20 protein-coding genes are annotated in these 18,457 nt (G+C 45.5%); 12 read left to right on the forward strand and 8 right to left on the reverse strand.

Annotated features, from left to right (window positions below):
- The first annotated feature begins 4 nt into the window (after positions 1-4).
- Complete coding sequence (gene glgP, locus QZ918_RS23990) at positions 5-2,563, forward strand: alpha-glucan family phosphorylase (protein ID WP_293339082.1); 2,559 nt, start codon at positions 5-7, stop codon at positions 2,561-2,563.
- Positions 2,564-2,868: 305 nt separating this feature from the next.
- On the opposite strand, the gene QZ918_RS23995 is transcribed toward glgP, so the two are convergent.
- Positions 2,869-3,621, reverse strand: a complete 753-nt coding sequence (locus QZ918_RS23995) for a DUF429 domain-containing protein (protein ID WP_293339084.1) — start codon at positions 3,619-3,621, stop codon at positions 2,869-2,871.
- Between the two features lie 497 nt (positions 3,622-4,118).
- Between QZ918_RS23995 and QZ918_RS24000 the strand changes: the two genes are divergently transcribed.
- Complete coding sequence (locus QZ918_RS24000) at positions 4,119-4,706, forward strand: Uma2 family endonuclease (protein ID WP_293339086.1); 588 nt, start codon at positions 4,119-4,121, stop codon at positions 4,704-4,706.
- Between the two features lie 76 nt (positions 4,707-4,782).
- Here QZ918_RS24000 and QZ918_RS24005 read toward each other — a convergent pair whose 3' ends face one another.
- Positions 4,783-4,968, reverse strand: coding sequence for a ribbon-helix-helix domain-containing protein (locus QZ918_RS24005; RefSeq protein WP_293339088.1), 186 nt, complete (start codon positions 4,966-4,968; stop codon positions 4,783-4,785).
- Positions 4,969-5,162: 194 nt separating this feature from the next.
- On the opposite strand from QZ918_RS24005, the gene QZ918_RS24010 reads away from it, so the two are divergent.
- Both QZ918_RS24010 and QZ918_RS24015 read left to right on the forward strand, forming a co-directional pair.
- Positions 5,163-5,645, forward strand: coding sequence for a hypothetical protein (locus QZ918_RS24010; RefSeq protein WP_293339090.1), 483 nt, complete (start codon positions 5,163-5,165; stop codon positions 5,643-5,645).
- Positions 5,646-5,733: 88 nt separating this feature from the next.
- Positions 5,734-6,066 (forward strand): XisI protein, encoded by a 333-nt coding sequence (locus QZ918_RS24015; protein ID WP_293339093.1) that lies wholly within the window; start codon positions 5,734-5,736, stop codon positions 6,064-6,066.
- A 136-nt stretch (positions 6,067-6,202) separates the two neighbouring features.
- Here QZ918_RS24015 and QZ918_RS24020 read toward each other — a convergent pair whose 3' ends face one another.
- Positions 6,203-7,150 carry a hypothetical protein gene (locus QZ918_RS24020; protein ID WP_293339096.1) on the reverse strand — a complete coding sequence of 316 codons (948 nt, stop codon included), beginning with the start codon at positions 7,148-7,150 and terminating at the stop codon, positions 6,203-6,205.
- A gap of 107 nt (positions 7,151-7,257) precedes the next feature.
- Between QZ918_RS24020 and QZ918_RS24025 the strand changes: the two genes are divergently transcribed.
- The 7 genes from QZ918_RS24025 (at position 7,258) to QZ918_RS24055 (ending at position 12,768) form a co-directional block, all read left to right on the forward strand.
- On the forward strand, positions 7,258-7,821 hold the full coding sequence (locus QZ918_RS24025; protein ID WP_293339099.1) for a hypothetical protein: 564 nt from the start codon (positions 7,258-7,260) through the stop codon (positions 7,819-7,821).
- A gap of 176 nt (positions 7,822-7,997) precedes the next feature.
- Positions 7,998-8,360: a CHAT domain-containing protein gene (locus tag QZ918_RS24030; RefSeq protein ID WP_293339102.1), complete on the forward strand. Its 363-nt coding sequence runs from the start codon at positions 7,998-8,000 to the stop codon at positions 8,358-8,360.
- 287 nt (positions 8,361-8,647) lie between these two features.
- Positions 8,648-8,914, forward strand: coding sequence for a hypothetical protein (locus tag QZ918_RS24035; RefSeq protein WP_293339105.1), 267 nt, complete (start codon positions 8,648-8,650; stop codon positions 8,912-8,914).
- Between the two features lie 65 nt (positions 8,915-8,979).
- The gene (locus QZ918_RS24040; RefSeq protein ID WP_293143285.1) at positions 8,980-9,180 is read left to right on the forward strand and encodes a zinc ribbon domain-containing protein; all 201 of its coding nucleotides are present in this window, start codon (positions 8,980-8,982) and stop codon (positions 9,178-9,180) included.
- A gap of 130 nt (positions 9,181-9,310) precedes the next feature.
- Positions 9,311-11,209 carry a molecular chaperone DnaK gene (dnaK, locus tag QZ918_RS24045; protein WP_293142547.1) on the forward strand — a complete coding sequence of 633 codons (1,899 nt, stop codon included), beginning with the start codon at positions 9,311-9,313 and terminating at the stop codon, positions 11,207-11,209.
- A 221-nt stretch (positions 11,210-11,430) separates the two neighbouring features.
- Positions 11,431-11,946, forward strand: a complete 516-nt coding sequence (locus QZ918_RS24050) for a DUF4112 domain-containing protein (protein WP_293339108.1) — start codon at positions 11,431-11,433, stop codon at positions 11,944-11,946.
- 531 nt (positions 11,947-12,477) lie between these two features.
- Complete coding sequence (locus QZ918_RS24055; protein ID WP_293339111.1) at positions 12,478-12,768, forward strand: hypothetical protein; 291 nt, start codon at positions 12,478-12,480, stop codon at positions 12,766-12,768.
- Positions 12,769-12,915: 147 nt separating this feature from the next.
- Here the strand turns inward: QZ918_RS24055 and QZ918_RS24060 are convergent, their stop codons facing one another.
- The 5 genes from QZ918_RS24060 to QZ918_RS24080 form a co-directional block, all read right to left on the reverse strand.
- The gene (locus QZ918_RS24060) at positions 12,916-13,557 is read right to left on the reverse strand and encodes a hypothetical protein (RefSeq protein WP_293339114.1); all 642 of its coding nucleotides are present in this window, start codon (positions 13,555-13,557) and stop codon (positions 12,916-12,918) included.
- 15 nt (positions 13,558-13,572) lie between these two features.
- Positions 13,573-15,705, reverse strand: coding sequence for a pentapeptide repeat-containing protein (locus QZ918_RS24065; protein WP_293339116.1), 2,133 nt, complete (start codon positions 15,703-15,705; stop codon positions 13,573-13,575).
- Between the two features lie 331 nt (positions 15,706-16,036).
- A complete protein-coding gene (locus tag QZ918_RS24070; RefSeq protein ID WP_293339119.1) occupies positions 16,037-16,402 on the reverse strand; it encodes a type II toxin-antitoxin system PemK/MazF family toxin in 366 nt (121 codons plus the stop codon).
- Positions 16,396-16,596 carry a DUF2281 domain-containing protein gene (locus QZ918_RS24075; protein WP_293339121.1) on the reverse strand — a complete coding sequence of 67 codons (201 nt, stop codon included), beginning with the start codon at positions 16,594-16,596 and terminating at the stop codon, positions 16,396-16,398. The genes QZ918_RS24070 and QZ918_RS24075 overlap by 7 nt, the downstream gene beginning before the upstream one ends.
- A gap of 67 nt (positions 16,597-16,663) precedes the next feature.
- Complete coding sequence (locus QZ918_RS24080; RefSeq protein WP_265239574.1) at positions 16,664-16,894, reverse strand: DUF433 domain-containing protein; 231 nt, start codon at positions 16,892-16,894, stop codon at positions 16,664-16,666.
- Positions 16,895-17,244: 350 nt separating this feature from the next.
- On the opposite strand from QZ918_RS24080, the gene QZ918_RS24085 reads away from it, so the two are divergent.
- A complete protein-coding gene (locus QZ918_RS24085) occupies positions 17,245-18,273 on the forward strand; it encodes a hypothetical protein (RefSeq protein WP_293142578.1) in 1,029 nt (342 codons plus the stop codon).
- The last annotated feature ends 184 nt before the right edge of the window (positions 18,274-18,457 follow it).

Here is an 18,457-nt window from a genome sequence, read left to right on the forward strand (position 1 = left end):
GTCTATGCAGCCAATTCGCACATTTAACGTTTCCCCGTCTCTGCCGGCAATTCTCGAACCCCTACGCAAACTTGCCTACAACTTGCACTGGGACTGGAACGTCGATACCAAAGACCTCTTCCGCCGGCTCGATCGAGATCTCTGGGATTCCAGCAATCAAAACCCGGTGCTGATGCTCGGAACCATTTCTCAAGAGCGACTGCAAGAAATGGCAGAAGATGAAGGCTTCATTGCTCAAATGAACCGAGCAGCCCAGCAGCTAGACGATTATCTCAAAAATCGGGCCTGGTATCGCAAACAGCGCGGCACCGATCGCCAGGAATGCTACGCTTACTTTTCGATGGAATTCGGCTTAGTTAAAGCCCTACCCATCTATTCCGGCGGTTTGGGCGTACTCGCAGGCGACCACCTCAAATCTGCTAGCGACTTGGGCTTGCCCTTGGCTGGCGTAGGCTTGCTGTATCAAGAAGGCTATTTTTCGCAATATCTCAACGCCGACGGCTGGCAGCAAGAACGCTATCCGCTGAACGATTTCTACAATATGCCGCTGCACCTAGAACGCAATCCCGACGGTTCGGAATTGCGGATTGAGGTGGACTATCCCGGCCGCAAGGTATACGCCCGGATTTGGCGGGTACAGGTGGGCACCGTGCCTCTGTACCTAATGGATACAAATATTGAACCTAACAGCCGCTACGACCAAGATATTACAGACCAACTGTACGGTGGCGACAAAACTCTCCGGATGCACCAAGAAATCATGTTGGGCATCGGCGGCGTGAAAATGCTCAAGGCTTTGGGCTTGACAGTTACGGCTTATCACATGAATGAAGGCCACGCGGCTTTCATGGCTTTGGAACGCATCCGGATGCTGATGGAGGAACATCACCTGAGTTTCTTGGAAGCGGAACAGGTGGTGATTTCGAGCAGTATGTTTACGACTCACACGCCTGTGCCTGCTGGGTTTGACTTGTTCGAGCCGGATATGGTGATGCACTATCTGGGTCAGTATCCCAAGATGTTTGGCTTGTCGCAAGATGAGTTCCTGGGATTGGGCCGGGAGGATACTAAAGATTTGTCTGGGCCTTTGAATATGGCAATTTTGGCAATTAAAATGTCGAGTTTTGTCAACGGGGTGGCGGCTTTGCACGGTGTCGTGTCGCGCCCGATGTTCCAAGGGTTATGGCCGGGTTTGCCTGAGGAAGAGGTGCCGATTACTTCGATTACAAACGGGGTTCACGCTCGCAGTTGTGTTGCCAAGTCTACTCAGGAATTGTACGATCGCTATCTTGGCCCGGATTGGGAAATGACTCGCAAGGACGATCGACTGTGGGATCGGATGTCATCGATTCCTGATGAGGAATTGTGGCGGAATCACGAACGCTGTCGATCGGAGTTGGTAGTATTTGCACGGGAATGGTTGCAAAAGACTCTGCGCGAGCGCGGGGCGGCTCAAACGGAAATTGAGCACGCGCGCGAGGCTCTCGATCCGAAGGTGCTGACGATCGGGTTTGCACGCCGTTTTGCTACTTACAAGCGGGCGACGCTGTTTTTGCGCGATGTCGATCGAATTATGCGGATCATGCGGGACAAAAACCGCCCCGTGCAGTTTGTGATTGCTGGGAAAGCTCACCCGATGGATATTCCGGGTAAGGAATTGATTCGGGATATCGTTCACTTCATCCGCGAGCACGAAACCATCAATTCGATGGTGTTTCTGCCGAATTACGACATTAACGTCGCTCGGATGATGGTGTCCGGTTGCGATGTGTGGCTGAATACGCCGCGCCGTCCCCGTGAGGCTTCTGGTACTTCCGGGATGAAAGCTTCGATGAACGGTTTGCCAAACCTCAGCATTCTTGACGGTTGGTGGGATGAAGCGGATTATGTTCGCACTGGTTGGCCGATCGGACATGGCGAGTTTTACGAAGATACTAAGTATCAGGATGAAGTCGAGGCGAATGCTTTGTACGACTTGATGGAAAAGGAAGTTGTACCGCTGTTTTACAACCGGGATTCTGATGGAATTCCTCGGGGTTGGACGGCAAAAATGAAGGATTCTATTGCTTTGAACTGTCCTTTCTTCAATACTGCTCGGATGGTGAAGGATTACGCGCGGCGGGCTTATTTCCCCGTGAGCGATCGCTATCACACCATGACTTCCGACGGGTGCGCTCCGGCGAAGGAGTTGTCTCAATGGAAGAAACACGTCCTCGGGAAGTGGCAGAACATTAAGATTGAGGCTGTTGATATTTCCCAGGATAAGGAAGTTAAGGTCAATCAGTCGATCGCTGTTAAATCTCGCATCAATCTGATGGGATTGACACCTGCGGATGTGCAAGTTGAACTGTATCAAGGTTCGGTTGATGCTAACGGAGATATTGTCGGCGGCGTGCCGATGGTAATGGAGTATTTGGGTGAAGATCCTAATAATGCCAGTCTTTATACGGCTGACATTACTTATACTTCTAGCGGCTTGCAAGGTTTGTCGCTGCGGGTTTTGCCGAAGCACGACAATCTCAGCAGTCCCTATGAAGTTGGTGTGATTCTCTGGGCACATTAAACAGTTGACAGTTGACAGTTGACAGTTGACAGTTGTCAGTTGTCAGTTGTCAGTTGTCAGTAGGGGCGGCGCCCCCGTGCCCGCCCTCTTAGTTGAGTGTTGTCAGGAGAATAAAGGAAGATTTTCCTAATTCTCCCCCTCTCCCCCGCGAACACCTGTGTTTTGCAAAAATCATTTTTTATTGTAGTGCTGTCCCCGCTCGCGTGTGTGTATAATCACGCGAGCGGGGACAGCACTGTAAATGCAAAACTACAGATGCTCCCTCTCTCCCCCTCTCCCCCTCTCCCCCCCTCCCCCTCTTCTTATCAAAGTTGAGGAATGACGATGTAACCTGTGGCGCGATCGCCCAAAACCAAATTCCGCTCTATTCCCCAGTACCACCAGTGAGCGCCGATATAAGCGCACAGCAAGGCATCTAGCTGGTCTTCTAAGGCTTTGAGAGTTGCAACACTGGTGGGGATTTCGGGGATTTTTGAACCACCGCTCACAGGCAAAATTCCTGTGCTACAAGACAGATTTAGATAGGGTTCAAGGCTCGGTAAAATATCGATAATATACTGGCAGAGTTTCATCAATTCTAGTTGACGCTCTGCCAGTTTTCCTTTTTTGTATTTGATGATTCTATCTAATTGAAATAGATTAATTGTGGCTGGATGGGGAAACACTTCTATTTGATATCTTCCTAATTTCTTAGCTTCAATAGTTGGTGCATGGACAAATCCTCTGGCTTCCAAACAAAGGCCGAATTCTACCGTTTTTTGGGCGAAAGGCCTCGAAAGGTTGGCGGGATAGCAGCCTGCGTGGTAGCGCCCGAAGTGTTTGTGGGTGAGTTTGTCGGCCTCGCGCATTCCTGTTAGGTTGGTGATGATTGTGGGGGCGTCTACGGCGATGATGGCTGGTTCGGTTGACCCGATTTGGCGATCGATCCAGGTGAGGATGTCGTTAAGTGATTGTTGGCGATCGCACTCGATGAATTGTAATTGGTTATTTTCCCAATTTAAGCAGCACAAACCGCTGGCGCCTGAACTCCAACCTAAATCGATGCCGATAAATTTCATAATATTTTTAAATTAGTCCTGGACGCGCGCTGAGATTAGAAACCCGGTTTCCTCGTATATTTCTCGTTCCTGTCCCCAAAATCTCGTAGAAACGGAGTTTCTGACCCCCATCTGTCAGCCGTGATAATTATAGCGGTTATCAGAAAGATTCGCGGACTTTGTTGGGCTTTAGCCCTCTGAATTTAGTGGTTTTGCAAGCTGTCTATTATACCTCATCTTTTTGAGAAACGCTATATATCTCTTGCAAAAATAGTTAGGACGGGCAGGATGCCCATCCCACAAGATTTATTTTTTATTGTGGAACGAGCAGGAGAACCCGTCCCATAAATTGATGAAAAGGATTTTTGCAAGAGGTCTATTATACATAAAAATCTAGCTACAGATTAGGATACAGCAGTGCCGTTTCCTACAGATTATTGTGTGCGAGAGATAATTACATTATCATAAATATGATACAATGCAATGATAGATATAAAATTGGATAGGAGAAATATAGTATGTTGGCAGAAACAGAAAAACGCTACTATACTCCCGAAGAATATTTAGCTTTAGACGAAGCTGCGGAATACAAAAGCGAATATCTAGATGGAAAAATATTACCGATGACTGGTGGAACAGCTAATCACAATAAAATTGCTGGGAATTTATACAAAAGATTTCCCTTGACTGTGAGCGGGCAAAATTACGAGATTTTTATCAATGATATGCGGTTGTGGATACCGCGTTATCGTCTGTACACTTATCCAGATGTGATGGTGATTCAGGATGAACCGGTTTATCTGGAAAACAACACCACGACTGTGACAAATCCGTTGCTAATTGTTGAGGTTTTGTCGAAATCTACTAAAGATTATGACAGAGGGGAGAAGTTTCTTTATTATCGATCGATTCCTGAACTTCGGGAATATATTTTAATTGACCAATACAAATATCATGTCGAACAATTGACTAAGACGGCTAATGATAAATGGCTCTTTACTGAGTATGAGTCAGAAGATTCTGTATTAGCAATGGACTCGGTTGAGTTCCAAATTAGCTTGACGGATATTTACGATCGCATAAATTTTGAAGTCGCAGCAGAATAGACTTGTTGCACAACCGTCTGGCAGCAAGGATTTCAGCCACCAGTCTGCCGAATTCGGGCGATCGCGCGAACCGCACTCAACTCTTCTCCTGCTTCTCATCGGATGGCGCGGGCTGTTGTTTCATTTCCTTTTGATATTCTCTGGCTGCTTGTTCCAAAATGAATGCTGACAAGCTGCTGACTGAACGGCGTTCTCGATCTGCCCACTCTTCAAGGATGTCATGGATTCCATCAGCCAAATAAGTGGTTAAGCGTTTGGTCATCAGAGGCTCAGTATTTTCATGTCTAGGGCGATCGTCATTGTGCTGTATCTGTGCTCTTTTGTCGAGCCTGCGTCATTTACTACACATATATACGGTGTTTAAGTGGTATACTCTTAGAGAGTCAAAAGCCAGCGCTGAACTTCCTACGGCCCGCGCTGGCTTATGGCTCCCAAATAAGCAAGGAGACAATCTCTATGGTAAGACCTGGAAGCGACGAGAGCGAATATAGTCGCGGCTATCAACAAGCTTTGAATGATTTTGGCATCACGCAACTGCTGTCACGCATCCGCAACTACTCGGATGACGATTTTGATGCCACTGGCGCGCGCATGACTGGGCCAGAGCTCGAAAGCTTTGCGGTGTTTCTGATTCTGCGTGTCGGCGCGAATCTGAAGGGAAGTACGATCGCCCGCTATCTCAACACTCTCAGAAAAGCCAATTCTCCGGTAATTGCCGATCGCGCCTACCAACTCAACTCAAATGCGCGATCGAAAACATCGGAAGAGTCAGATCGCATTTCTTGGGCGATCGTCCGAATTTTACCGAATGCTCAGCATTATACGATCGCCCGTTTTGTGAACCGCCAAGATGCGGACGATCGGCGGCGGGCGTTGTGTCGGTTTATTCCGGGGGGTGTGTTTGAGGTTGTGTGGGAGTGCGATTGCGATCGGGCTTAATCAATTGTAAATTTCTTTCTCCCTCCCCTGATTCATGGGGAGGAGTGAAGTTAATCGTCTACGAACCAGTACAGGAGGTAATCATTTAATGGAAAGAATAGAGAAGTACCGCCAATTTATCCGCCAGTTACTAACCACTCATGCCACAGTCGATCCAAATTCAGATGTTGAATGTCAGTTGGTGTTCGATACAGAACAAGACCATTACCAAATTTTAGACATTGGCTGGGAGGGATACAAGCGGATTTATAACTGTTTCATTCACTTAGATATCAAGGATGGTAAAATCTGGATTCAACGCAATATGACAAAAGCTGATTTAGGACAAGAATTAGTTGAGATGGGAGTACCCAAAGAGGATATTATTTTAGGGTTGCATCCACCTTACAAGCGTCCATATACTGGCTATGGAGTTGCTTAGGAAATGTGTAATGTTCCCCAGAAAAACCTGTTGAAATCGAAATAATCAATGTCTGAGGCAACGCAACCTAAAAGTTAATTTAACTGTCTAACGATTAACATCGAGACAATTTTGGCATTCCATCAACCCCCTGACTTTATTTAGACGGTTTAGAAGGTTCGGGACTGATAATTAGCAACTGATCGCCTGATTGACTTTGTTGAATGGCCATCACTGGCGGGCGTGATTTTGGGTCTTTTTGCTGTTCTGTTGTTAAAGCAGGAAACAGATAAATCCAGTTTCCTCTCTCCAAAAGCAACCGCCAAACTCTAGCTTGTTTGGAGTTATTAAAATCTTTTGTGCTCAAATCTGTAAATCGACCTATATCGCCGATCGCTTTAAATTCTTTTGGATTGAGTGTAAAGCCAACATCATCGGGTTTTCTGCCTAAAGCAATGTTATCTTTCTTGCCGATTAAAGTGACTGCGGGTAAAGACGAATTTTCCCCTGCATCGCGTCGGGCATCGGCAATACCTTGGTAGCGAGCAGACCAAAACAACATTAGTAATACCAAACTAACGATAATAATTTCGTTAGCCAGCGATCTTACCAATTTAATCGATTTAAATCGATCGGTATTAAATTGCTGCCAAGATATCAGTGGGTGATAAAGCCACGGAGTTCTGGTTATGCGAGCAGAGGAAGACAACGTTATTATCCAATTGACTATAGCAGAAAATTTCCTATTTACAATATCAAATACCCACAAAATGTGGTAAATAGCTAGAGAGGTTAGCAGAAACGCGAGTAAACTTTTGAGGGTCGTCCAGTGGTCAGCAAAAAAAACCTGAATCGGTACTATAAAAAACGATTCTACTGGTAAATCAAGGGTCATTACCTCTAATTGAAAGTAGTAAAAATAAGACCAGCGATAAATCCAGCCTGTGAAAAACAAAGCTGTACCAAGCAAACCAACAATACTAGCAAAGTTACCTAAAATATTCGGTTCAGGAGTCTGTGGGGTAGTCGGTTGGGGATTCGGGGGAGTCGGCTGGGGAGTTGGTTGGGGAATCGGTTGGGGAGTCGGTTGGGGAGAAGCGGTCACAGAATCACCTTCAAAAAATGTACTGAATCACCTTCAAAAGAAGTGAAATACAATTTTATAACGGTAGCGGAGTTAACGCTTATCATTGAAGGGGGTTTAGGGACATTATGAAACGCAACACACTTTCATTTCTAGTTGTAGGATTTTTTACAATAACAGCGGGTATGGGAGCACAAGTCAATGCTGCCAGCCAACCACAAAATTTGCTATCCATACAAGCACAAGCTAATGCTAGCCAGACGGTACCCGTAACATTACGGACGCAAGCGCAAATTGTGATGAAAGGAGGTGAAAAAAGAGATGGCCAAGTTGTAAAAATAGATCGGAAAGGGCAAAAATTATGGATAGAGGCATCCGGGCAACAGCGATCGCTCCCGTTGAGCCAAATTGAGAACATCATGTTTCCCAAAAGTACGCCACCACCTAAGAGTAATCGGGGGCTTCGTTATCGGCGCTTCGATTCAGCCATATGGAATGGCATTCCCATGAGTGCTTTTGAGCTGAAAAATGCTGCTAAAGGTGAAGCTGTGGTGCAACTGAGTTCGCCTGTCGTCGATAGCGCGCAACTAAAATACATTTTGAACGTACCGAAAAACAAGCGATTTTTCGTCGATGAAATGCGATTTAATGTGCAGAAAAAGACGATAACAATTGTAGCGACTCCTTATTGAGTCCATCGGGGGTCAGAAACCGGGTTTTTTACGAAAATATTTCGTTGTAGCCCGCAGATTCGATAAAAACCCGGTTTCTTTCGGTAGGAGTGCGTTCAGTTTTAGCTTGGGCTGAGGAACGAAACCCAACTTGTTAGATTTATAGAGTTGGGTTTCCCGAAGCTCAAAATTTGGGCATGGACGAAAATACATTGCTGTTTGCTGAAACCCAATTCAATATTCGCGATGCCGCCTTATTGGGATTGCAAAACACTAGACTCATTACTTTAAGTGCTTGCGAAACCGCCATACAAGCGAATTCCAACGGTGAAGAAATATCGGGAATGGCCTATATATTCGAGCGGGCGGGCGCGCAAGCTGTGATGGCGAGTTTGTGGAGTGTTGATGATTCAGCTACTAAAGATTTGATGGTTGAGTTTTATAAAAATATTAATAAAGGGATGAGTAAAGGGGAAGCTTTGCGGCAAGCTAAGTTGAGTCAAATTAGTCGCCATCCGTTTTATTGGTCGCCGTTTATTTTAATTGGCGATCCGCGGTAGTTGAAATTCGGCGGTGGTTGAAATTTGGTTGAAACCGGGCGGTTGAAATCCGGCGGTTGGAAACCGCGTCTACACAAACAAAACCCGCCTTCGCGGGTTGAAGAGTTGACAGTTAAAATTACACGATATTCAGTCCGCTTGGCATGGACATCGTATAAAAGCTTATATAGCCTTTCTCAAAAAGATGAGGTATAACTGACAGCTTACATAAACCTTTAAACTAAGAGGGCCCAAGCCCAACAACGTACCTCATCTTTCTGATAACCGTTATATTTGGCATCCAAAAGATGCGATCGCACAACCAATCGCCCAAACCGGCCCAACTAAATTTATACACCCAAGACGGCAAATACAACACAACGTATACGGTTTGCCACAATGCCCGAATCGATCGCACGCCCTACATTAGGAAGAGTAAAGAAAAGCAGTCCAAAGCTGTAGCAGTAAAAGCCTCACCGATGCAACCGTCCCCCAACAGGTTCGGTAAATACACCTTCATCGCAAGGTCTAACCGCCCGCAGTATAGAGATAAGCACCCTATCGAAGACTGTTGATGCAAAGTAAATGATTTTCTAGAAACTTCTTGAATAATCAGGTAAAAGCTGGTAGTGTCGATCGAGTGTTGAAGCATCAAGCTGCTAAATATAGCAGTTTTGTAGTAGACATAACGAAAGAATACACATCAAAAACCTGTTCAAAGTGTGGACAGAGAATTAAATGGCGCTTTCAATATTTCGTTGAAAGCTTTGAGAGATACCTCCTTGACGGGAGAGCTTGCTGCTTTCACCCGTCTTGCCATACACGGCTAATTCTGGCTTAGTCCTGGATTTACCGGGTTAAATGTATCTGACTACCCGTAAACCCCGAAGTAGCATCGCAGTTCTGAATAACCAGACTATCACACAGATAGAAAACCAAAATTTTGTAGAGATTGGAGCCGGAACACCCCTATGGGAAAAGTAGTTGGAATTGACTTAGGTACGACAAACTCCTGCGTCGCAGTTATGGAAGGCGGCAAACCCACCGTCATAGCCAACGCCGAAGGGGGTCGCACCACACCTTCCGTAGTCGCATATGCTAAAAATGGCGATCAACTCGTCGGACAAATCGCCAAGCGTCAAGCCGTGATGAACGCCGAAAACACCTTTTACTCAGTAAAACGGTTTATCGGGCGTCGGGTTGACGAAGTAACCCACGAAACCACAGAAGTTTCCTACAAAGTCCTGAAAGTTGGGAACAGCCTCAAACTAGACTGTCCCGCCCGCGGCAAGCAATTTGCTCCCGAAGAAATTTCCGCGCAAGTGTTGCGTAAACTCGTAGAAGATGCCAGCAAATACCTCGGCGAAACTGTTACCCAAGCGGTAATTACAGTGCCCGCTTACTTCAACGATTCCCAGCGCCAAGCTACTAAAGACGCGGGAAAAATTGCCGGTATTGAAGTTCTGCGGATTATTAACGAACCTACAGCAGCAGCTTTAGCCTACGGATTAGATAAAAAGAGCAACGAAACCATCCTCGTATTTGACTTGGGTGGCGGTACTTTCGACGTATCGATTCTCGAAGTAGGCGACGGCGTATTTGAAGTGCTAGCAACTTCTGGAGACACTCACCTCGGTGGTGACGACTTCGACAAAAAGATTGTTGATTTCATCGCCGGAGAATTCCAAAGAGCCGAAGGAATTGACCTCCGCAAAGATAAACAAGCACTCCAACGCCTGACGGAAGCAGCCGAAAAAGCCAAGATTGAACTTTCGAGCGTTACTCAAGCCGAAATCAACTTGCCGTTTATTACCGCGACTCAAGACGGGCCAAAACACTTGGACACCACCTTGACTCGGGGCAAGTTTGAAGAGCTTTGTTCTGATTTGATCGATCGCTCTCGCATTCCCGTAGAAAACGCAATCCGCGACGCCAAACTCGACAAATCTGCAATTAATGAAGTCGTCTTAGTTGGTGGTTCTACACGCATCCCAGCCGTGCAAGAACTCGTCAAAAAAATCCTCGGCAAAGACCCCAACCAAACGGTAAACCCGGATGAAGTAGTTGCAGTCGGTGCAGCAATTCAAGCAGGCGTGCTCGCAGGCGAAGTCAAAGACATCCTGTTGCTCGACGTTACTCCGCTGTCTCTGGGCGTCGAAACCTTGGGCGGCGTGATGACCAAAATCATTCCCCGCAACACCACAATTCCTACCAAGAAGTCGGAAACTTTCTCGACTGCTGTAGACGGCCAAACAAACGTGGAAATTCACGTTTTGCAAGGCGAACGGGAAATGGCAAACGACAACAAAGATTTGGGAACTTTCCGCTTAGATGGAGTTCCACCGGCCCCCCGCGGCGTACCTCAAATCGAAGTTACATTTGATATCGATGCCAACGGTATTTTGAATGTAGCTGCTAAGGATAAAGGTACTGGTAAAGAACAATCTATCAGCATTACCGGTGCTTCTACTTTGCCCAGCAACGAAGTCGATCGCATGGTTCGGGAAGCCGAATCGAATGCTTCTGCTGACAAAGAACGTCGCGAAAGGATCGATCGCAAAAACCAAGCCGATTCTCAAGCCTACCAAATCGAGAAGCAGTTGGCAGAATTGGGCGATAAAGTTCCTGCTGATGACAAAACCAAGATTGAAGGCTTGCTAAAAGACTTGCGGGCTGCGATCGAGAGTGAAGATGACGATCGCATCAAAACCCTGACAACCGAATTGCAGCAAGCATTCTATGCAGTCAGCAGTAACCTGTACCAACAAGCAGGCGGCCCGACTGACGGCCCCGGCGGCCCTGGAGACGGCGGCCCGACTGGCGGCGGCGACGACGTGATTGATGCCGACTTCACAGAAGGCAACAAATAGCAGGCTAAACTAAAAGCCCGCAGTTAGAAGTAGGAAACCCGGTTTTGAATAGAGACCGGGTTTCTCTGTATTCGGACTTGTATAATGTTAAATTTTGTAGGGGCGGGTTCACCAAAAATAACTGCCACTAATCGACAATCTCATAAACCCGCCCCCGCCCGTGATATAAAGGCAGTATTTAAGCCGGAATCAATATTATATTGCAATCAGGAGTAATCTAAATGTCTCGTCCTCCTATACAAAATTCCCCCGCAAATACTTCGAGCAAATCTCAGGCTGCATCCTTGCGCCGACTCCGCCGCATCAGCCATTTACTCGACAACGCAATTCCAATTCCCGGCACAAAATACCGCATCGGACTCGATCCAATCTTGGGACTAATTCCGGGCGGCGGCGATTTAGTCGGCTCAATTTTTGCAGGTTATGTTGTGTTTAAATCTGCTCAAATGGGAGTGCCACAAGAAACCCTAATCCAAATGGCTGCAAACATCGTATTAGATACAGTTGCCGGCACTGTACCCGTGGCTGGAGACTTGTTGGATGTTGCTTGGAAAGCTAATGTCAAAAATATAGAATTGCTAGATGCTCATTTAGGTTCGCCTGAACCTGCTGGAAAAAAAGCTGACTGGTTATTTGTAGCTGCTTTGCTGTTAGGTTTGACGTTAATTGTCGGAGGCATTATTTTCTTAAGCGTTATGCTTTTCGGGTGGTTATTCCGAGTATTTACTGGGGGTTAATCTTAGATTTTAGGGTAAAAACAATAGATTTGCGATCGCCAGCAACAATTTACTTATAGCGGTTATCAGAAAGATGAGGTACGTTGTTGGGCTTCAGCCCTCTGAGTTTAGTGGTTTTGCAAACTGTCTTTTATAACTCATCTTTTTGAGAAAGGCTATACTTTCTTCCTTCCTAATTCTTCCTACCCTTCGGGAACAGCTTCGCCGAACGCGCCCTTCGCGTCTTCGCGGTTCAAAAATCAAAAATCAAAAATCAAAAATCGGTTGACGGCGGCCCCCATCTGCGGCTACCCTGTGAAGTAATAGGTTGCTTTGCTTTTAGAGGAAGCAACCCGCGTCGCCCAAAAATCTAGTTGCACTGTCCAAAGCTGTAGCAAGCAGCCAAGGACAGCATAACCGCCAAACTGGTATCAGCAGTCTGGAGGCTCGGAGTATCTTAACATTCTCTGCGGCCGCCCTGCTATGCGTTGAAAAGCGGGGCGGCTGGATTTTTGGGTTTCCTTAGAAAACCCAAAGTCAGGAGAACATAATATGTCACAGGAATTCGTCCCCGACGAAAACGAATCGGTTAGCGAAGCCCTCGAAGAGGATTGTCCAAATTCGGATCCAGTAGAAATATCCGAACAGGATATAGTGCTGGTAACGGTTGTAGGTTCGCCCCAGGGTGTCAGAGAAACGATTCTCACTTTATACCGATTGGGATTTGCCGAAGTTGGCGATTGGAGTCCCGTACAACGGGCGGCAAATGCTGGCCAGGTGATGAGTGTACTGATTCGTCGGAAGCGGGCTGACGGTACGCCGCCGAGAAAATCTGGGCGGTAAGTTGCAAGGTTAAGTCCTTTTTAGGGCTTCGCATGGGGCCGAGAAACCGGGTTTTTACGAGAAGACGCGTTGTGATTCGCAGATTTGCGAAAAAACCCGGTTTCTTTGGTTGAAGTGCGTAAGTTCTGTTTACATTCCTGAATAATTTTACGGCAAAAGTAAGAGACTGGCGATCGCGGGCAACAACTTACTGCAAGCTTCTACCAACGTCGCTGCACTCGGTAAACCAGCAATAGTGCCTTTGATAATTTTCATTGCCGTTTTCCCCGCCTTTTGCATCGTGCTTTCTTGGGGATTTTCTCCTAATTTTTCCAAAATCTTTATCTGTTCTAATGCTTCAGCTTTATCATCATCAGATAAATTAGTTTCAGATGCGATCGCACTTTGTAACTTAGTCAACAGTTCTTTGATGTCTGGTTTGTCAGGTTCAGAAGAATCCGATAATTGATTAATTGTATTGGCAACTGTACCGCTGTTATCTCCCAAACCTAACGCTCCGGCACCGCTGGCGTTAACAGTTCCGCCTGAAAATTCAATTTTACGACTTTGATCGATTTGGTCACTCATAACTTTACTCTCTGATGTAGATTTAACTTCATTAGTAATCGTAACATTAACAGGCCGCTTAGCGAGCAATTTTACAAATTCATTTAGCTCCAAACTTTTTTGACGGTAGATTTCTATTTCTCTATCTTTAGCTTTTAGTTCAGATTTGTGCTTGCCTTCTAAAGATTGTATTGTCTGTTCATATAGTTTTATGATTCGACTCAGGCTTTCGTCACTTTCCATAGTGATGCTAGTAGTTTATGCTTGGCTGTCCTCCTGATTAATATTAATTTGTATGGGTTGTTCCGCTAAAATTTTAGCTATTTCTCTCAGTTCCGCTATTTCCTGACGATACAAAGCTATTTCTTCATCTTTAGCTTTTAATTCTGCCTGCTCTTGAGATCGTAATTCTTCTTTGTATTTGTCTGCCAGCGCCTTTTCTAATTTATCTATACTGCGATCTTCAGACAAATTATTAATAGTATTGGCTGCTGTACCGCTAGTATCTCCTAAGCCAAATGCTCCGGCACCGGTAGCGTTAACCCTTCTCCCTGAAATTTCAGCTTTGCGACTTTGGTCGATGTTATCGCTGGTGGCTGTACTGTCTGCTGTAGAATGATTGCTAATGTTTATTATAGGGTTAGATGGCTGAGGTACGCTTGAACGATTTACCAAAGATTGACTAAACACTCCTCTCACAAAGTCTTGAAAGACACGGTAGTGATGTCTTTGTATTGCAATAATTTCATCTTTACTTTTTAATTGCTCGGCTTGCCTTTGAGCTTCTAGTCTTCCTTGATAAACTTTATCCCAACTTTGCTCAAGTTTTCCCTTATCAGTTTCTTCGGAAACTTTGAGAGTCAGTAAAACATCGTTTCCTTTTTTATCTAGAGCTTGAATTGAATCCGGTGTAATGTCTGGAAAATCTTGCATCAACTTCTGAAAAGCTGCGGTAAAAGCTTCTGGGTTAATCCCATCTTTAAGCAAGATTTGCACGGTTGTCAGAATCTTTTTATAGAGTTTCTCGAAATCGCCCGGTTCAAAACACTTGTTGATGTGGTGAGGGCGGCGATCGCGATCGTCAGTTCCCGGTTTAGCGTTTTCCAAGAGATAAATAAACCGACAGTCAACGCGATCGAGCTTTGTATTAGCGTCAATGTTCCAAGCTTCCAAACAAGCACCTGTAAAAGAAGATGCTGTAAAATCTGTTGCCAAGGCTTGAGTTTCACTGAGGTTGGCGAATTCCAAATTAGCTTGATGCAAAGTTGCTTCGCTGAGGTTAGCGTACTTGAGATTAGCCTCGTTGAGATTGACACCTGTCAGGTTTGCTCCTTCGAGATTCGCACTAATATATAATTTTTTGTAGCCATAACCAGTGACGAGTAATTCTCGAACGCGGGTATCAGCTAATATCGAATTACCGACTCGCGCGCGATCGAGTTTGTCTGTGTTGCGGAAGCAAGTGCGAGTCAAATCTGTTTTTCTGAAATCTGTTTTTCTGAAATCTGTGCTTTTAAGAATTGCTTCAGTGAAAGTAGCATCAGTTAAATCTGCGCCACGAAAACTGGTACCGCCTGTAGCAGCAATGGCAATGGCTATCGTGCGAATCAATGCCTGTTTCTCATCCCCAGCTAGGGCACGCCAAGCAACATAAATACCTAATCCTGTCGCTGCTGCTGCCACCATTGTCGCTGCTGCTGCTCCTACCGCTACCACTACTACTACCACTGCCACTGTCACTGCTACTGCCCCTGCTATTGCCCCTGCTATTGCTCCTGCTACTGCCCCTGCTACTGCCACTGCTACTGTCGCTGTAGCTGCCGCTGCAACTGCCCCTGCCGCTGCTCCTGCAACTGACCCTGCCATTGCAACTGCCCCTGCAACTGCCCCTGCCCCTGCTACTATTGCTGCCACTGCACCTACAACTGCCCTTGCGGCTGCCGCTGCCACCGCCCCTGCCACCGCCCCTGCCACTAAACCTTGACGCAAGGTAACAATAAAGAAGATTGCCAAAAATATCACCAATAAGACACCTGGAATAAGGGTGTACTCTTTAATGTTATTTGAACTCAAAAAGACTGTTACCCAAACAGTAGTTAAGCCTGACAGCAATCCCGATATTACCGATAGAGCTAGCGAGATAGTTACTAGAAAAATTGTCCAGCGGCGTTGCAGTCCGGCTTTGGCACCAGTGAAGTCAGCTTCTTTGAGGATGGCATTGGTGAAGTTTGCGCCTCGGATGTCTGCACCGATGAATTTTGCACCTGTGAGGTTTTGACCTTTGAAGTTGCGGCCTCGGAGATTTTTACCGGAGAAGTCTTGGGGCATGACTTTACGCAGGGAGATAGTGGCTATTTTTTGATTGCGATGCTGTGGCGATCGCCCTGACAAAAATTTTACTGAATTGGATAAAAATATAGCACAAAGGTAGGATAATTACAACCACTGACTTAGATGCTTTTATTCATACCTGATGTAAGTTCCTAAAAATTCTAGTTGATTCATTATTTCCTCCGCCGACTTGCGATCGATCCAATGTTTATGATTCCCCGCAACAATCCAAGAAACCGGGTTTCTTTGAGGATTTACGCTTCCTCATGAGATTTTCCGCAGAAACCCGGTTTCTGAGTCCCGCGCGATCGACTAACCATCCAAGAAACCGGGTTTCTCTGAGGATTTACGGTTCCTCATGAGATGTCTGAAGAAACCCGGTTTCTCAGGCTCACACACCTAAAATTGCACGCACGGCTATTGCCAGTCGATCCATATAATTGTCATCTAAATGACCGATTACTCTAATAACCCTGGATTTGTCAATAACTCGAATCTGTTCGCACAGTATTACGGAATCTTGATTTAAACCCCCAACTCCAGAGGGTACAAATACATGAGAAGGTAAAAGAGCTCGACGAATCTTAGTAGTAAAAGGTGCAATAATAGTATGAGGACTTACTGCATTAGCACGGTCAATCTGTAAGATGACAACAGGTCTAATGCCAGCTTGCTCTGTACCAACTACCGGATTCAAATCACACAATATGATATCTCCTCTGGTATAAGTTACATTTACTGATGAAGCCCCTACCATTGAATTTCTCCTTGCGCTAACTTTTCTTCGTAGGCTTCTAAATTCTTTAAATAGTCAGAAAAGTCTGATTCAGTTAGCTGTGGCAATTCACTGTGGTATTTCAGGAGTAAAAAGTCTATAAAATCATTCACTTCTTGAACAAGTGACTCTGGCAGTTGGCTAATTTTAGCCGAAGTTAAATCGTAAATTGTCATATTTTTACTCTATTTATTCGATCTACAAGACGAGGAGAGAGATTTTGGTCAAACAAAAGTAGTTTCATCACCCAACAACTAACATAAACTGCTCTCGTTTAGCCGCAAAACTCAAACAAGCCAAAATATCCTGTTGCGTCAGATAGGGAAAATCATCCAGAATTTCTTGATAAGTCATCCCAGAAGCGAGATATTCCAACACGTCATAAACCGTAATTCTCATGCCCCGAATACAGGGTTTGCCACCACGCTTCCCCGGTTCGATCGTAATAATCTTAGCGATGTCTTGTTCTGACATGACTTTTTCCTTTTAGCTATTGTTCTCAATTCTAGCCTAGTAAAGAGATAGAGCGATCGTAACTTTTGGTAGTTTCCAGCATCTTATTAGTTGCTTTAATATCCTAATTCACTTTAGCTCAATCCTCCTACAGCCAGCACTCGCATTAAGTCCCATCCGGGGCGTGCCTGGAGTCTTTTTGAGTATCTTTTCGCCGATCGCCCCCCGCCATGCAATAATGATATGACTTGCACAAACACTCTATCAGTAGTGTCACCCTTGCCCGCATTACTACTACGGGTAGCGTCTCAAATCTTAATTTGTGCAAATTCCCAATTAAACCGGCTGTCGCTCTACACAAATTTCCCCTAATGGCTGAAGTCCCCCAATCTCCCACAGAACTTGCCGAAGCCCTCAGAGGCTTGACAGATATCAATTTCCAATTACCAGATCCCGAAGACGAACAAATACCAGACTTCGATTTTGACAATCAGGTTGACAATGCCTGGAAAGTGTGCGATCGTTTCGACTTACAAACCGATATCTGGCGCGGACAAATTCTCCGCACAGTCAGAGATAGAGAAAAAAAAGGCGGCGACGGACGCGGTACCGGCTTCTTGAATTGGCTAAAAGAAAGAGAAATCAGCAAAAGTCAAGCCTATTCTTTGATAGAATTAGCTAAAAGTGCCGATACTCTAATCGAACAAGGAGATTTAGACCCAGAATCCATTAGGAACTTCAGCAAAAGAGCCTTTGTAGAAACGGCCAAAGCATCTCCAGAAGTACAGCAAATGGTAACAGATGCGGCAGGAAAGGGCGATCGTATTACCAGGCGTGAAGTCAAACAACTATCCGATGAATGGATGGCAATGAACTCCGATTTATTGCCAGAAGAAGTCAAAGAAAAAGCATCTAGTGGTTCTCTTCCTTCCCGCTATCTCGCTCCTTTAGTCAAGGAAATGGAGAAACTCTCCCCATCTCACCAAAGCGAAATTCAAAAAGAAGTAGCAGAAAATCCCGATGTAGATACTGTCAAACAGCTAACTTCCGACGCCAAGAATTTATCGAAATATCTCGATGCTGCCGCCCAAGTCCAAGCTCTCAACCAGTCTCACCTAGACATGGAAATGGCTTTGGAAGAATCTTTGCGAGTCGGCTGTTTGGGAACCACTGCGGATGTTGTAAAACAAGCTGCCTTGCTAGAACAAACTGTAGTCAAACTCTACACTGTTTGGAAGCGTTTAGGCAGTTTGGCAGATAGATTGTACGTCGATACAGGAGCAAGCACACCAAATTTACGCTTACTTTTGGGATGCTTGGACAGTCTTTCGGGAGAAAAGATTGAAGTGGATTTCGGCGATGGAGAACGCTCGATTCGCTTGCAAATTATTAGCGAATAGCTCAACCTTGACCTGGGTTCGTAGTGAGGACTTTAGTCCTCTCCAAATGCGGACTAAAGTCGAATGGCACTGAAAAAGTGACCAAAAAAAAATCTGTAAGGCAAGATATACATAGATAGTTGCCTTACAAACCAAAATATCTTTCTCCATTATGCCAAATCGTGCGTCCATTCTCAAAGAACAA

Source organism: Microcoleus sp. CAWBG58, assembly GCF_020883045.1.
Classification (GTDB): domain Bacteria; phylum Cyanobacteriota; class Cyanobacteriia; order Cyanobacteriales; family Microcoleaceae; genus Microcoleus.